This is a genomic window from Faecalibacterium sp. OM04-11BH, assembly GCF_003482185.1.
GTDB lineage: Bacteria > Bacillota > Clostridia > Oscillospirales > Ruminococcaceae > Faecalibacterium > Faecalibacterium tardum.
Map to the genome: position 1 here is coordinate 79,515 of NZ_QULS01000003.1, position 14,898 is coordinate 94,412.

General features: G+C 51.1%; 12 protein-coding genes and 1 pseudogene. 5 read left to right on the plus strand and 8 right to left on the minus strand.

The genetic code is table 11. The features are described from left to right. Nucleotide 1: 1 nt before the first annotated feature. The 4 genes from DXB44_RS03975 to DXB44_RS03990 all read right to left on the minus strand — a co-directional run bounded on the left by DXB44_RS03975 (nt 2) and on the right by DXB44_RS03990 (nt 7,521). Nucleotides 2-3,238, minus strand: a complete 3,237-nt coding sequence (locus tag DXB44_RS03975) for a glycoside hydrolase family 3 C-terminal domain-containing protein (protein ID WP_118657819.1) — start codon at nt 3,236-3,238, stop codon at nt 2-4. A 110-nt stretch (nt 3,239-3,348) separates the two neighbouring features. After that, a complete protein-coding gene (locus DXB44_RS03980; RefSeq protein ID WP_118657820.1) occupies nt 3,349-5,268 on the minus strand; it encodes a glycoside hydrolase family 2 TIM barrel-domain containing protein in 1,920 nt (639 codons plus the stop codon). 262 nt (nt 5,269-5,530) lie between these two features. Then, nucleotides 5,531-6,814, minus strand: a complete 1,284-nt coding sequence (locus DXB44_RS03985; protein ID WP_118657821.1) for a GHKL domain-containing protein — start codon at nt 6,812-6,814, stop codon at nt 5,531-5,533. Beyond that, complete coding sequence (locus DXB44_RS03990) at nt 6,811-7,521, minus strand: LytTR family DNA-binding domain-containing protein (protein ID WP_118657822.1); 711 nt, start codon at nt 7,519-7,521, stop codon at nt 6,811-6,813. Before DXB44_RS03990 ends, DXB44_RS03985 begins: the two co-directional genes overlap by 4 nt. A gap of 616 nt (nt 7,522-8,137) precedes the next feature. Here DXB44_RS03990 and DXB44_RS03995 point away from each other — a divergent pair. Then, a complete protein-coding gene (locus DXB44_RS03995) occupies nt 8,138-8,944 on the plus strand; it encodes an AIM24 family protein (RefSeq protein ID WP_118657823.1) in 807 nt (268 codons plus the stop codon). Between the two features lie 85 nt (nt 8,945-9,029). Here the strand turns inward: DXB44_RS03995 and DXB44_RS04000 are convergent, their stop codons facing one another. Continuing rightward, nucleotides 9,030-9,317, minus strand: coding sequence for a hypothetical protein (locus DXB44_RS04000; RefSeq protein WP_055185439.1), 288 nt, complete (start codon nt 9,315-9,317; stop codon nt 9,030-9,032). 142 nt (nt 9,318-9,459) lie between these two features. On the opposite strand from DXB44_RS04000, the pseudogene DXB44_RS04005 reads away from it, so the two are divergent. The 4 genes and pseudogenes from DXB44_RS04005 to DXB44_RS14495 form a co-directional block, all read left to right on the plus strand. Further along, a pseudogene (locus tag DXB44_RS04005) lies at nt 9,460-9,927 on the plus strand (DUF3427 domain-containing protein); the annotation flags it as partial. A 245-nt stretch (nt 9,928-10,172) separates the two neighbouring features. Beyond that, nucleotides 10,173-11,846, plus strand: a complete 1,674-nt coding sequence (locus tag DXB44_RS04015) for an AAA family ATPase (RefSeq protein WP_118657824.1) — start codon at nt 10,173-10,175, stop codon at nt 11,844-11,846. An 89-nt stretch (nt 11,847-11,935) separates the two neighbouring features. Then, entirely contained in the window at nt 11,936-12,652 is a 717-nt protein-coding gene (locus DXB44_RS14760) for a DUF3846 domain-containing protein (RefSeq protein ID WP_243111019.1), read from the plus strand. Then, on the plus strand, nt 12,603-12,743 hold the full coding sequence (locus tag DXB44_RS14495) for a hypothetical protein (protein ID WP_155515368.1): 141 nt from the start codon (nt 12,603-12,605) through the stop codon (nt 12,741-12,743). Before DXB44_RS14760 ends, DXB44_RS14495 begins: the two co-directional genes overlap by 50 nt. A gap of 192 nt (nt 12,744-12,935) precedes the next feature. Here DXB44_RS14495 and DXB44_RS04025 read toward each other — a convergent pair whose 3' ends face one another. From DXB44_RS04025 to DXB44_RS04035, 3 genes are read right to left on the minus strand one after another with little or no spacing between them, the layout of a single operon-like run. Continuing rightward, the gene (locus tag DXB44_RS04025; protein ID WP_005920837.1) at nt 12,936-13,361 is read right to left on the minus strand and encodes a hypothetical protein; all 426 of its coding nucleotides are present in this window, start codon (nt 13,359-13,361) and stop codon (nt 12,936-12,938) included. A 23-nt stretch (nt 13,362-13,384) separates the two neighbouring features. Continuing rightward, nucleotides 13,385-14,347, minus strand: a complete 963-nt coding sequence (locus DXB44_RS04030; protein WP_097778519.1) for a translation initiation factor 2 — start codon at nt 14,345-14,347, stop codon at nt 13,385-13,387. Between the two features lie 14 nt (nt 14,348-14,361). Continuing rightward, a complete protein-coding gene (locus DXB44_RS04035; RefSeq protein WP_118657825.1) occupies nt 14,362-14,799 on the minus strand; it encodes a DUF4869 domain-containing protein in 438 nt (145 codons plus the stop codon). Between the last annotated feature and the right edge of the window lie 99 nt (nt 14,800-14,898).

Genomic DNA, 14,898 nt, shown 5'->3' on the forward strand with positions numbered 1-14,898 from the left:
ATTACTGAGCCTCGCTTTCTTCTTTCTTTTTGCGGTTGCTTACCGTGTACATTGCAAAGCTGCCAACCATCAGCACACCAGAAACTGCGATCAGTGCAATGTAAGCGCCACGCCACCAGGTCATGGTCTGCTTAATGCAGGTCGTGCTGTTATAGCGGTTCATCAGGTTTGAATTTGCCAATGCATACAGGATATTGTGAGTAGCCTGCTTGACTTTGCGCTGGAGATTTGCATCACCGTTCAGCAGCGTTGCGCTGACCTTGGTGCCATCGTTCTGCGCAGCGAAAGTAGAGCAGTTTTCCAGCGTGGTGCTGCCATGGAAGCCGGAAATGCCGCGGGTATCAAAGCAGGTGACACCGGAGTTCAGCACTGCACCGTACAGATCGGTATCATCATAGATATCGGTCACGGCATAGCCCTTGAAGCCCCACTCGTTCATCAGGATCTCGGTCATCAGGCCGGTGCTGACGGTGCACTCCACACCGCCGATCTTGGAGAAAGAAGTCATCAGACCACGCATACCTGCATCGTAGTCGTCGGTGTCGTACTTGGATGCCTCAAATGCGATCTGGTATGCACGCAGGTCAACTTCGCGGGCACGCTGTTCCGTCATATAGGGAGCAACGCCTGCACGGTTGGTCTCCTGGTCATTGAATGCATAATGCTTGGGAGCTGCGATCAGGCCGTACTCCAGAGCGCCGATGGCAAATTCCATGGCAGCGTTGCCTGCGAGGACGGGATCCTCCGAATAGTATTCACCGTTGCGGCCGTTGTAAGCCTGACGATGGGTATTCAGGCCGGGGCCCCACAGAATGGGAATACCAACAAACAGGGATTCCTCACCAACGAATTCGCCGACTTCCTTGTACAGATCCGGGTTGAAGGAGGAAGCCACAAGCGGTGCGCTTGCAAAGACGATGGGATACCAGTTGCCGTTCGGATCGTCCGCACTGATGTTCCAGGGGGCACCGGTGTCCTTGGAAGCGTTCAGATTGACATCGATGCCGTTTCCGGCATTCTCAGTCGCATAAGTCTCAATGGTGCCAATGGACTCAATGCCGGGGATGCTGGGGCCGCCAAAAGTTGCCATGTACTGTGCTTCTTCCAGCGTGATCTTGTCCAGCAGCTCATCCCACGCGGGATCGTCAAAGTTCTTGCCGTACATCTGGTAGAACATCAGATCGCTGTTCTTGCCCCACTGGATGTCCGAGGTATCATCGGTGGTGTTGATGGTGTAGTAGTTGCCGTTCAGGTCGCTGATCAGCTGCTCGCTGGTCAGGGTCATGCTGTCATAGGTCTTGGGGAAGGTGCCTGCCCAGTCCGCACGGGACAGGTAGGTGACCTCGCCATCCTGATAGTAGTTCCAGTCTGCATACGGCAGCTGGTTGGAGATCTTTGCACCGGTCTTGGAAATGGAGAACGCGGTCTTGGAGATCATGTTCTCGTCGATCTCCTGTGCAACTGCTGCGGCAGCGCTGCCAGTGCCAACCATCTTGGAGGCATCTGCGCCCTGAAGGGTCAGGATGTTGTTCAGTGCGTCATGTGCGCCGTTGCCCACTGCAAAGAAGTAGGTGCCGGGATCAAGGATGTAAGTGCCGGTGGTACCGTCGCCGTTGTCGTAGGTGGAATCGTAGCTTGCGATATACTCCATATCGACCTTGATCGGCATCACAACGGATTCACCGGGCTGGAGGGTCGGGGTCTTGTCAAAGCCCAGCAGCTGGATCGCAGACTTTTCCACACCGCCCACGGTGTAAGGAGCCTGACCATAAATCTGGACAGGAGTCTTTGCGGCAACGTTACCGGTGTTGGTCACCTTCACGTTGAAGGTCGCGTAGATGCTGGGTGCGCCCGTCTCATCATCGTAATCGATGCTGAACTCCGGCTGCCCCTGAAGCTCACGCTCAAAGGTGGTGTAGCTCAGACCATAGCCAAAGCCGTATGTCACCTCGTTGTCGTAGTTCCACTCGGTGGAAGAAGCGTATGCACCCACCGGAGAAGCAGCGTTGCCCACGCCATTCACAGCATCAGCATATCGAGTCTCATAGTAGCGGTAGCCGACATAGATTCCCTCCGCCTCGATGATGTAGTTCTGGGACTTTGCGCGGGTGACGACATCCTCTGCGTTGGTGTAGGTAAAGTTGCCCATGTTCTGCATTGCGGGAGCAGACATGTTATAGGTCGCGTAGATATCGGACATTGCGCCAGAGGGGCTGACACGACCGCACAGGATATCTGCCACGCCCAGCATACCATAGCAGCCGGGCAAACCGATCCACAGGATCGCATCAATATCGGGGTCATTCTTCAGGTCGCCGATCTCCACTGCGTTTGCGGTGTTGATCAGGACGATGACCTTATCACTTGCCTTCTTTGCAGTCTCGATCACGTCACGCTCGTTGGTGGTCAGTTCCAGCGGCTCAGAAGCGCCGGTGCCCTCTGCTACGCTGCCGGGCAGGTAGTCCTTGGATTCTGCAGTCGGGCGGCTGATCACAACGATCGCAGCATCGCCGTACTGTGCAAAGCTTGCCTCGTAATCGGGGTTCGTTGCTTTAACCTCTGCCAGAGACGGCTCCTGCGGATCGTAGTTTGCAAACGGAGTCTCATTCTCAGAATGCTGATAGGTCTCGTTCAGCTTGGTGTAGACGTCCACCATGGTGGGGTTGACATTGAAGCCTGCACCCTCAAACTCGAACTCGTCGCCGTTCCACTCGCTCAGTGAAAGAGCGCGGGTGACTTCGCCGGTCTTATAGTTTGTGTTCAGGGTGTAAGCGATGGTGTTATGGAAGTCCGTCTTGTTCTGGCTCAGCGCCTGCTCCAGGCTGATGTAAGGACCCTTTGCCTTCACGCCGAAGCTGGAGCCCAGCAGAGAAATATGAGAACGGATGCCCAGCAGCGTCACATTGGAGCCGCTTGCAAGGGGCAGAGTGTTGTTCTCATTCTTCAGCAGAACAGCGCCCTCCACTGCCTGCTTGTGACCCAGATCAATTGCCTTCTGGATCAGGGCATGAGAGTTGCCGGTTCCGTCCGCATTCAAAACTTCAGCAGAGGGAGTGAACTTGTCATAAAGCGGGTCGTCAGCGGTATTTTCCGAGACGAACTTTTCACTCTGGGTGCCAAGGTTGGTGTCGATCGTCGCTTTATAGCCTTCCAAGATCGTGCCTGCCACACAGGACAGGGTGAACACAAAGGCAAACAGCGCAGAAAGACCGCGCCAAAGCGTTTTTCTTTTAGCCATGGTTTTCTCCTTTTCTTTTTGTGTTGTCCTTATCCTGCCACACCAGACAGCCGTTTTCCGGTTCTGACTCCTCCTTTGGATTCAATTTCTTCAAAGTGCAAAACCGATGCTCAGACCCAGTTCGCACTCTTCGACTTGGTTTTTACCAGCTTGTAGCTGGGGTTCGGGGCCGCCACACTGCGGAAGCAGGCGGTGTCGATGCAGTCGCCTGCAACGGCTTTCAGCTCCACCTTCCCGTGCAGCGGCACGCGGAACTTAAAGATATGCTCCCCGGTCTGCTCTGCCAGCTTTTTGCCGTCCGCATACAGGGTAACGGATTTCTGGTTGGAGTAGACCTTGACCTCGATCTCCTTCTCGGTGCGGTCGGTGAACCGCTTGGAGCAGATGTGGACGAAGTTCTCCTCGCTCCACCATGCTTTATAGAGGTAAAAGCTGTCCTTTTTGGTTTTTCGGTCAAAGGTGACCAGACCCTTGTGGTTCATGCCCGGCTCGCCGCCCTGATCCCGGGCGTCTGCTGCAAAGTCGAACATATTCCAGACGTGGGTCGCCCACAGCCACGGGTGGCGGTCAAAGCACTTCAGCATGTACTCGTGGTACTTGGCCTGATACTCCTCGGTGTGGTCGCCCCGGCGGGGATGGGCACTGTGGAGGTTGGGCATACCCTCCGCGCCGTACTCGGAGAAGCCCAGCGGACGATTGGGATACACCAGATGGAAAAAGCCCATCCACAGGTCGTTCAGGAACAAGCCCGGCACATACCAGCCCAGATACAGGTTCCAGCTGACAAGGTCGGTGATGTGCGCCACCGGGTTGAAGGGGCCGCACATGGCGTAGCATGCCAGCGTAGTCAGGCGGGTGGGATCCATCTTGTGGCACAGCTCGTTGAGCACCCGATGGTTATCCAGCATATCCGCCTTATCCTTGGTGGAGATGGTGATCTCGTTGGACACGCCCCAGCAGACGATGGAGGGGTGGTTGTAGTTCTGGTAGATCAGCTCTTTCATCTGGCTGATGGTGTTTTCCCGGCCATTGGGCAGGTGCTCAGAGATATAGGGGATCTCTGCCCAGACCACCATGCCGTACTTGTCGCACAGGTCGTAGAAATACTGGTCGTGCTGGTAGTGCGCCAGCCGGACGGTGTTTGCACCCAGCTCCCGGATCAGCGCCATATCCTCGTCGTGCATCTCCCGGGTGATGGCATTGCCCAGACCCTTGCGGTCCTGATGGCGGGAAACGCCGTGGAGCGGGTAGGGCTTGCCGTTGAGGAAAAAGCCCTTTTTTGCATCCACCGAGAAGCTGCGGATGCCCACCTTGGTGGTCACTTCGTCCACCGGCTTGCCGTCCTGCATCAAACGGACGATGCAGGTGTACAGGTAGGGGTCCTTCACGCCGTTCCACAGGTGGGGAGCATCCAAATGGAGGGAAGCCTTTTCGCCCTCGCCCTTTGCAACGGTGCTGCCCTCGGCATCCAGCAGTTCCACCACAACCGTGCCCTCGCCTTCCACCAGCGTTTCCACCTGAATGTCGGCGCTGCCCTCTTTCAGATCGGGGGTGATTTTCACGCCGGTGTCGCCAAAGTGACCCAGTGCAACGTGGTTTTTGTTCACCACCAGCAGGCTCACATCCCGATAGATGCCGCCGTAGAAGGTAAAGTCTGCTTTCTGGGGATAAACGCGGTCGTTGACGCTGTTGTCTACCTGCACCGTGAGCTGGTTTTCTGCCTGCAAAAGCTCCGTGACCTCTGCTCGGAAGGTAGAATAGCCGCCGTCATGGGTGCAGAGCTGCTGACCGTTCAGCAGCACGGTGGCGCTGGAATTGACGCCCTCAAACTGCAGCCAGACCTGCTGCTGTGCCGGGTCAAAGGCCGGTGCTGCAAAGCTGGTACGGTAGGTGCAGGTACCCCGCCAGTAATCGTTACCGCCATCCTGACCGTCCACGGCGTTCCAAGTGTGGGGCAGTACTACGGCAGCGGTCACGCCGTCCGGGCCGGTGAACTGCCAGTCCTTCATAAGCTTTGCAATACTACGCATCCGATTCCTCCTGTTTTTTGCTGTGCTCCGGTAATTTTTCCGTACATTTTTCTTTCGTTGTTATTTTATCAAAGCGACCAATTTTCGCAAGATGCCCGCGAAAATCGGTCGCTTTGCGTGCGCATTCGGTTTTCGGCTCCCAAATGTGAACCGATATATTTGTATATTTTTCACAAACAGATGTATCCAACAAGTTCTAAAAAGAAAGCCGCCGCAGGACTTCCGTTTTCGGAAATACTGCGGCGGCTGCCGTTTCCTTAACTTATTTTTGCAGCGGAAAGATGATCTTTTCCGCAAAGAATTCGCCCTGTTCCTCCAAGGTCAGCGTGCCTTTATATTTCTGTACGATACGCCGGATCACCTTCAGCTCATACTGTGCAGAACGGTTTGCCTGCTTTTCCGGCGGGCGCAGCGGACTGATGATATTCACCACCACAAAGCCCTGCCGCACACAGACCAGCAGGTCGATGACCCGGCACTCCGGGCGGGCGGTCTGCACTGCGCTTTCCACAGCATGGTCCAGCGCATTGGCAAACAGCGCGTACAGATCCCCTGCCTCGATAAAGCCAAGACAACTGCCGTTTGCCACGGCATTCAACTGGATCCCCCGGGACTCGCACAGCAGGCTCTTCTCGGTCAGCACCACATCCAGCACCTCGTTGCCGGTGTTGCGGTTCGCATCATAAAGGCGGGCTGCGCGCTCGGCCTCCTCGATGCGCTCCGGCGGCACCGCTTCAGGCGACAGCTTGCGGAGATTGGCGATCTGCACCTTCAGTTCATGGCAGCGCTTATTGATGATCTGCACATTCTGCCGGGCGACCTGATACTGCTGGCGCTGGCGCTCGTACAGCAGATTCAGGGCATTCATCTCTTTTTCCATGGCAGACTTCTTGAACAGCTCACTTTGAAAATACAGCAGGGTGATAAAATAGAACTGCCCGATCAGAATGGTGGCTATAACGCTCCGCGGAAACTGTTCCGCGCGGAAATTGTCCAGCACTGCTGCCTGTACCATGAACAGGATGCCGATAAAAAATGCGCTGAATAGCTGCCGGGGACCGATATGATACTCTCCTTTATAAGGCAGCTGCCGTGCCAGCAGGATGTACACTGCCGCAAAGAATACCGCCCCGGACAGCAATTGTACCAGAACCGCCCAAGGGGAAGCCATGTTCAGCGGGTGTCCGTACCGGGCAAATTGCAGCTCTAGAAAGCACCAGCCCTCGTAGGCGCACTGCGCGATGAGCAGACTCCACACCGCGCAGTACATCGCCCCTTTTTTATTGATATCCGTACACAGGTAGATCATCCCACCCAGCAGCGCAAAAAAGGAAACATAAAGTACCAGCAACAAGAGCTGCTGCTGCCACAGTGTTGTGGACTGTGCCAGTGGGTCCAGCAGCTGCGCCAGCAAAAGCAGCGGAAACAGCATCCCGCAGGCGCGCGCCCAGAAATGGGAACGATGCCGCAAGGGCAGACAAAAGACCATTGCTGCACCCCAGCGCAGCAGCGCCCGGAGCAGGCTGTTCAGCAGGGATGTGGTCACAGCACACCTCCCATGTAGGACGCCACTGCGGTAAGAAAGGCCGTGCGCTGCCGTCGGCTGATCTCCAGCCGGTCGTCTTTCACAAGGGCAAAGTCGCTTTCAATGCCCTTGACGTAGGCCAAGTTGACCAGATAGCACTGGTTGCAGCGGACAAAATGATACTCTGCAAGCTGCTTTTCGGCGCTTTGCAGGCTGGCGCGCACCGCAAATTCTCCTTTGGCGGTGTGGTAGTACAGCATCCGGCTGCGGGTCTCCAGATAATAGATATCCGCCGTGTCCAGCAGCTGGATGCCGCCGCCCGCCAGCTGCAACACCACCTGCCCGCCTCTGCGCCGCTGTACCCGCTGAATGGCGCGGGAGAGCTTTGTGCAGAACTGATAATAATTCACCGGCTTCAGCACATAATCCAGTGCGTCTACCTCGTACCCTCGGATGGCATACTGCGCCATGTTGGTCACAAAGACCAGCACCACCTCCGCATCCACTGCCCGGATGGCTTCGGCAGCGCCAAAGCCGTCCAGCCGGGGCATCTCCACATCCATAAAAATGATGTCGAACCCCGGCGTATAGTGCTCTGCGATTTCGGAGCCGTCTGTAATGAGGCTGATCTCCACCTGTACTCCCTGCTCCTCGGCATATTGCCGGACGAACCGGTTCAGGCATTCCCGTGTTTCATCCTGATCCTCCACGATCGCGATTCTGAACATCCTGCCCCCACCTTCTCTCTGCGTCTGATCGCCGTATCACTCTTTTTATTGAAACACACTTTTCCGTGAAATGCAATGGAAAACCTTGTTTGAAACAAGGCTGTTTTTAGACGCCTGTCTTGTAGGAAGCGGTCAGGCTCGCACAACGCAATTTTCCTTCTGCAAAGCAAAAAGGCAGGATACCATCGCCGTGATGATACCCTGCCTTTGATCGTTTACCGCTCCGTTGCGTAAACGCAAACCTCCGTGGACAAAAAGCACACCTGAACCCCAGACCCTGCGTGTGATGCATGATGACTTTTCAATTTTTTGACGACGATTCGTTAAATGAAAGCAATTGCTACAGATCTGCTACAAACGGCAGTTTTTCGACTTGCATCAGTAACCTGTTTTTTTATATTCTCACTGGCCAAACTTTCAACTCCTATACTCTCCCCTCGCCAAAAAAGTCTCAAATGTTTTGTGTGGTTTGATGATAGTATTTTCAATTGACGTATGATACACTGAATTTTAAGGAGTTATTCAGTTGTACTGTGACTACTTATCTAAGCATTTTTACGGACACCAAATCTTGCATACAAAAATGCGAAATCTGCTTTGAATGGGGTATTTGCTTATGTTTAAAATCAACAATCTGGCAAATCAGACAAGTCACATCGTCACCGAACAGAAGGGTATCTTTTCCATTGTTGAGCACAATGTCGATTTCTCCGTAGCGCCTTGCAATGCAATGGAAGAATACTATATGAGCCAGATGAATGTCAAACGGAAACAGGCCATTGCCAATCTCAACGGAAAAGTTGGGCTTGTTCTCCAAGCGGGCGCAATGCAGTACATTGTTGGCAACGTGCAAGCAACCACCGGATTGAAGGGTGTTGGCGACTTCTTAGGCAAAATGGTAAAAAGTTCCGTCACAAAAGAAAGCGCAATCAAGCCGGAGTACGTCGGAACGGGTGTGCTCGTGACCGAACCCACCTATAAATATCTTCTGACCGAAAATGTCGGTGACTGGACAGGCGGTCTTGTAATGGAAGACGGCATGTTCCTAGCCTGTGAATCCACTGTCAAGCACGAGATTCAGGCACGCTCCTCGCTTTCTTCTGCAGCACTCGGAAATGAAGGACTCTTCAATCTACGGCTTGCTGGCAATGGTGTATGTGTACTGGAAAGCAATGTTCCCCGTTCGGAAATCGTAGAAATCGACCTTCAAGACGACGTTTTAAAAATTGATGGCAGCTTTGCGATTTGCTGGTCCGGCAGTCTCAGCTTTACGGTTGAACGTTCCGGAAAAACCTTGCTTGGTTCTGCCGCATCCGGTGAGGGTCTGGTAAATGTTTATAAGGGAACTGGCAAAGTATGGCTTGCTCCATTAACGCCTTCTCAATCACTGGTTAGCGCAACGCATGCAAAAAATGCAAAGTAATTGACCACCTGTTCTTATTGCTTTCACTGTTTTACTTCTTTACAGCATCATCTTTGCAAAAAGCTCTTGGCCTTTAATATAGAGGTCAAGAGCTTTTTTGCTTGCCGCTGAACTTCTGTTTCAGGAGGTCATCAGCGTATTTGTTTTCGGACACCTTGCTGGGGTTGTGGTAGGTCTCACCGTCAATCTCGATTGCAATTTTGGACTCAGGAGATTCCAGCGCAAAGTCGATATAGCGGTGCCGACCATAGATGTCCACGCAGGGGTACTGGACCTGCAAATTCTCGGTTTTCTCAGGTCCAAAAGCCTCACAGAAAAGCTGTACAAACAGCTCCTCTGCACGGCTGTTGACACCGGTTGCTTTTGGCTCCATGATGGTCGCCTGTTATTTTAACCCTTATCACCTTTTAGAGGTTCTGACAATCTATAATAAATCATTTTTATTTTACTCCTGCAACCAACCGAAAGCAATGCACGGGTTGCACTGCATCAGTCTCTTTTTATTGTAGCATCATAACCTGTATGCTCTCTCAGACAGTCCCGTTTTGCTGGGGGAACTACAGGCACTTTTGCAGTATCAATATGACCGCATTGATTTTATCGACGAACCTGTGGATGTGGGCTTTGATTGTCCGCTGGATTTGCACTGTACTTATACCCGTGACCAGCTACTGGTGGCGCTGGACTTTTTGAAGCCTGCTACCGTCCGCGAGGGTGTGAAGTGGCTGCCGGAAAAGCAGCTGGACGTATTCTTTGTGACCCTGAACAAAGCGGATAAGGATTACTCTCCCACCACCATGTACAAGGATTATTCCATCAACGAAAGCCTGTTCCACTGGCAGAGCCAGAGCACCACCGCCGAAAACTCTGCCACCGGGCAGCGCTACATCCATCACCGGGAAAAAGGAAGCCGGGTGCTGCTGTTCGTGCGCGAGTTCAAGGCAGATGCCCGTTTTGGCGGTGCAGGAGCGTATACCTATCTGTGCCCGGTGCAACCAGCCCATCAAGAGGGTCAAGTTGAAGGATGGCTCCATCATGCAGGCGGCAGAGTTTGCAGCCACCCATGAAGGGATGTGCGCAGACTGCTGCAAAGCCACCAGATTGAACGTAGCATAATAAAACTGCTCTATTTCGATGTCACTTAATTCTTGTATGATTCTATATTTCATGGTACACTTACAGTAGTGAGTTCTGAAAGCTCTCCTCTGTGAGCGGAAAGGAGCATTGCATGAAAGATTTGCAGTTTCCTGTCGGAATCTCGAATTTTGAGAAGATTCGAGAAGGCGGGTATTATTATATCGACAAGACCAATCTGATTTCTGAACTTCTTAGCGGTGGTATCGCTGAAGTAACATTGATCACTCGTCCTCGCCGTTTCGGAAAATCACTTGGTATGAGCACTCTCGCAAATTTTCTGGATATCCGCAAAGACAGCAAGCAACTGTTTGAGGAATTGGCGATTTCCAAAAATACAGAGCTTTGCAAAAAATGGATGAACCAGTGTCCTGTGGTATTTTTCTCTTTCAAGGACACGGACGGTCTGACCTTTGAAAGTGCCTATGGAATGCTGCGCATGAAACTGGCATTTGCATTTCAGGATTATCAGTTTCTTCTGGATGACGCTGCTATTTCCGACGATGACAAAGGCATCTTTAAGCGGATTCTAGGACGCACTGCATCCATGGATGAAACAAAAAGCTGCTTTCTGCTGTTGACCCGGATGCTGGAAATCCACTTCAAAAAATCGGCGGTCGTCATTCTGGATGAGTATGATGTTCCCATTGCAAAAGCCAGCAGCAACGGATATTATTCGCAGATGCTGGACGTGATGCGGGCTATGATGAGCACCACGCTCAAAGACAACACCTCCCTCAACTTTGCTGTTGTTACTGGCTGCCTGAAAATTGCCAAAGAAAGCATTTTTACCGGGACGAACAATTTCGTTTCGGACACGATTCTTTCTCCCCGGTTGAGCGAATCCTTTGGTTTCACACAGGCAGATGTAGATCAAATGCTGAAAGATGCTGGTCTTGAATCGCAGTCTGCTGAAATCAAGGCATGGTACGACGGTTATCATTTTGGCGATGCAGACATTTATTGTCCGTGGGACGTGATCAGTTATCTGCGAGATTTCCAGTATGGTGTAGCACAGAAGCCGAAAAGCTATTGGAAAAACACCAGCGATAATGCTATTATCCGTTCTTTTATCGACTATGCAGGTGACAATATCACCACAAAGCTTGAAACTCTGATGGCTGGCGGCTCTATTGTTCAGCATATTGAAGAAAACCTGACCTACGATTATCTACACTCCTCTGAGGAAAATCTTTGGAGTGTGCTGTATCTGACAGGCTATCTGACCAAGGTGCGGGATAAGGATCTGACAGATTCGCTGCCGGATGGCTGCTCTGCGCTGATGATTCCCAATGCAGAGATTCGGGAAATTTTTGAAACCACCGTAAGCAAATGGTTTGACGACAGCGCTAAGGCATGGAACCGCAGCCCGTTGTTTGATGCAGTCTGGAGTGGAAACAACGAAGCTCTGACAAAAGAGATGACCAAGCTGCTGCGTATCACCATCAGCTACCATGACTATCGGGAGGATTTTTACCACGCTTTCCTTGCAGGCATCTTTACTGGTGCTGGCTATGTGGTGGAATCCAACAAAGAGCATGGCGAGGGGCGCAGCGATGTTATTGTAAAGGATATCCGCAATGGCCGTGTGGCAATTTTTGAAGCCAAGTATGCCAAAACTCTGGATGCTCTGCCGGATGCCTGTGATACTGCCATTCAGCAGATCAATGACCGGATGTATGCGGCAGATTTCCGGGACGACTATGATGACATCCTCTGCTATGGCATCGCATTCTTTAAAAAACGCTGTATGGTAAGGAAAAAATAATTATCTACTGGGGAGTATCTTCGGATGCTCCTCTTTACTTTTGCAGGGCAGTCCGAGTGGATTGTCCTGTTTTTATTTGGAGGTACACAATGGAAGAAGAAAAAATCAAAGTCCTTGCGCTCCTGCCAATGGAGTTGCCAAAGGAGATCGAGCTGGACAACACGCTTGAAGCCATGCAGAACTTTGTAGGCGGGCTGATCGAATGCATCACATTGAGTGACACCGGTTCAGCGGTCACACTGGTCTGCAATGATGAAGGCAAGCTGCTTGGCCTGGCGCTCAATCGTCCGCTGTGGGATGGAGCCGATGTTCTTGCCGGGCCGGGATTTCTGGCCGGATGCGACAACGAAGGGAATCTGACTTCCCTGCCGCAAAGTGCAATGGATTTCTACAAAGAGAAATTCAGAGCTTTTATCGAAAAAATCAAAAAGCGCAAGCTGAACTACGCTGCCATGCGTGCAGACGGCGAACTGCCAAGAGAGGAATACCAAGCCCTCTGCAAACAGGCAGATGACGAGATTGCACACTTAGAGCAGGAGCTGAAAGCCATCTCCCCTGCGCCCGATCCCCAGACGGTTTCTTCGGACATGAAAGAGATCCACGATTTTCTCTTTCAGAAGTTCGATGTGCACGGTGCCCGTCTTGCTCCCGAATTGATTGACCGGTTCGTTGAAGTGGTCACCCCCCATTGCCGATTACTCCTACCGCTGGAAGCTGAACACCGGCTGCAAGAAGTCCAAAGAGGAGCGCACCGATTTGATGGCTGTATCGGAAAAGCCCATCCTTACCTTCACCATCGACTTTGAAACTGCCAAGCGTTACTGGGAAGCCAGCAAGATGCCCCACCAGTTCCGCCGTGCAGCGTGGACCGACCTGACTGTGGAGGTGTATCTGTGATGCTTCTGGAAAGCAGCCCTGTGTTAAACGCAATTCATCTCATAAATGAGAAAACAAATAAGGCCCACCGTCAAAATTGACGGTGAGTCTTATTTTAATCTTGATTTTTAACGATAGCTCGCTATAAAGCTCTTATGCTCTCGTTTTTTAATAGCAGCCTGAGCGGGTGCCAAAATTACAGAGCATTGGGCATCATTCTTCTCCCTCCGGGTACTGCTCAACGCTTCCTTTTGAACTGAGCAGCATCGGCTTGCGATGTTTTTTTACTTCTTCTATTTTCATCACACGGATGGCAAACATCCAATCGTCGCCAAAGTCATAATGGAGCGAGAATTTTTGTCCTTCGATCAGCCCCAGTTCATCCAATGCAATATCGGTTCCTTCTGCATCATCTTCGTCAAACAGGTCATCTTCCATCGGATTGAATCGATAGCAGTCTTCGCTGTACATCTTGTTGTCCATGCAAAATTCATACAGATGCTCTGCCGTAAAATCAAATGCATTCAAAATCGCCATGCAGAGCTGATCCAGTGTATCCGTACCACAGATGGTTATCGTTCTGTATACGCTGCGCCCAAGCCCTGCCGGATAAACCTTTAATGTATACTGTATCCTCATTACGATTCCACTTTCTTTTGATTTTATTTCAATTCGACTTTCTGCATCTGTCCCAAAATCGCGTTTTTCACACCATCCCTCAGATAGGCCTCATTCAGCGTTTTCTTAGTATAATTCAGATATGTCCCAGCCGCTTTCTCTATCAAAAGTGCCGTAAAGTAGCGCTCCCAGCTAAAATATTCCTTACTATCGATGTAGCCAGACGGTGTTTGCAAAATCTGTGTGGTCTCTGCATCTTTCAAAATTCCAGAGGAAAGGATCAGCCATTCAAAAGATTCTGGCAAATAAAGTGCCAGATTCTCTCTTGTCTGCACCAACTGCAACACTCTGTCCATTTCCGGGCCAAAGGCAGCGCCATCTGCAATTACCAAGATTTTTTCATTCCTATGAGCTTTCAAATAGGAAAACACATTTGACTTTCCGTTTGCAGTGTCACACTGCATTTGATGCTCTGCGCAGACCGCATCAAAGAATTGATACCCCGAATTGCTGTCCTCTGTCAAGATCTTCTCCGGTTTAATATTTTCAGTCGTACTATCCGGGTAAATTCGATAGAACGAATGATAACTCTGTTTCAGTGTCCCATACTTTCCAGAGGTTCGGATTCCATACACTTCTTCCACACTGTATGGCAAGGCTGGCAAACCCTCTCTGGTCACGATAACATAATAGTTATCCGTCTGCTGAATCGCACGCGCAAAATCTTTGGTCCTGACAAACTCGTTTCCTTCGTCGATAAAAACAATGCCGTCCTGAATATTGTCAAGTTGTCCCTTCCAAAGATTTCCTTCTACCACGTAGCAACTTTTATCACAATTTAGAGTGACCGGTCCACTCTCTCCATCGTTCATATGGGTACGAATCATATCTACGAGAGTCGTTTTACCCGTTGCGCTATCCCCGCGAATGATGGTCAAGTTGCGTCGCAGTTCAAATTCATATTTCAGGTACTTTGTGCCAACGACCACTTTATGAATGCCTTTCATTTCTGTCAGCCCCTTTACACAAACTCACCTGCGGCCAAAATCAGCTCTTCCATACTGTGAACGATTTGATTCGTATTCAGCACTTTTATTGTAAACGGCTTTTTGCCAAAATCCATCAGGTGACGCAAATTCACCGTGCGATCCTCCTGCTCTGCAATTTTGAGCAGCCACTTTGCACAGTTGTCACCGCAAGTCGATACATTGAACACTTTCTCCGGCTCAAACTTTACCAAAATCAGTGTCTTTACGCCACCAGACAAACCAATCGGTGGAATTTTACCCAAGACCGGGCTGTCAATTACACCACTGTCGATAACGGTAGACTTATCCACATCCTGAATCATTTCCTTGACCATCGGGTCAACGATCCAGCCTTCCTCGTAATCATATTTGAAATAGGAAGCTGTATTATACACAGCTTCCTTCATATCACCGTAAAAAATGTTCAGCATCTTATCACCTCATTGATGTGCGTACTTCTGTTACCATTGTACCCTCTTTCAGCTTACAAAACAAGATGCAAAAAGCTCTTGGCCTCCATTACAGAAACC

What these genes read in the sequence shown, in the direction of transcription:
- DXB44_RS04000 (WP_055185439.1), bottom strand. Translation starts at nt 9,317, where the DNA reads ATGGAGCCAAAAGCAACCGGTGTCAACAGCCGTGCAGAGGAGCTGTTT.
- DXB44_RS04015 (WP_118657824.1), top strand. Translation starts at nt 10,173, where the DNA reads ATGAAAGATTTGCAGTTTCCTGTCGGAATCTCGAATTTTGAGAAGATT.
- DXB44_RS03975 (WP_118657819.1), bottom strand. Translation starts at nt 3,238, where the DNA reads ATGGCTAAAAGAAAAACGCTTTGGCGCGGTCTTTCTGCGCTGTTTGCC.
- DXB44_RS04025 (WP_005920837.1), bottom strand. Translation starts at nt 13,361, where the DNA reads ATGAGGATACAGTATACATTAAAGGTTTATCCGGCAGGGCTTGGGCGC.
- DXB44_RS03980 (WP_118657820.1), bottom strand. Translation starts at nt 5,268, where the DNA reads ATGCGTAGTATTGCAAAGCTTATGAAGGACTGGCAGTTCACCGGCCCG.
- DXB44_RS03990 (WP_118657822.1), bottom strand. Translation starts at nt 7,521, where the DNA reads ATGTTCAGAATCGCGATCGTGGAGGATCAGGATGAAACACGGGAATGC.
- DXB44_RS04035 (WP_118657825.1), bottom strand. Translation starts at nt 14,799, where the DNA reads ATGCTGAACATTTTTTACGGTGATATGAAGGAAGCTGTGTATAATACA.
- DXB44_RS03995 (WP_118657823.1), top strand. Translation starts at nt 8,138, where the DNA reads ATGTTTAAAATCAACAATCTGGCAAATCAGACAAGTCACATCGTCACC.
- DXB44_RS04030 (WP_097778519.1), bottom strand. Translation starts at nt 14,347, where the DNA reads ATGAAAGGCATTCATAAAGTGGTCGTTGGCACAAAGTACCTGAAATAT.
- DXB44_RS14760 (WP_243111019.1), top strand. Translation starts at nt 11,936, where the DNA reads ATGGAAGAAGAAAAAATCAAAGTCCTTGCGCTCCTGCCAATGGAGTTG.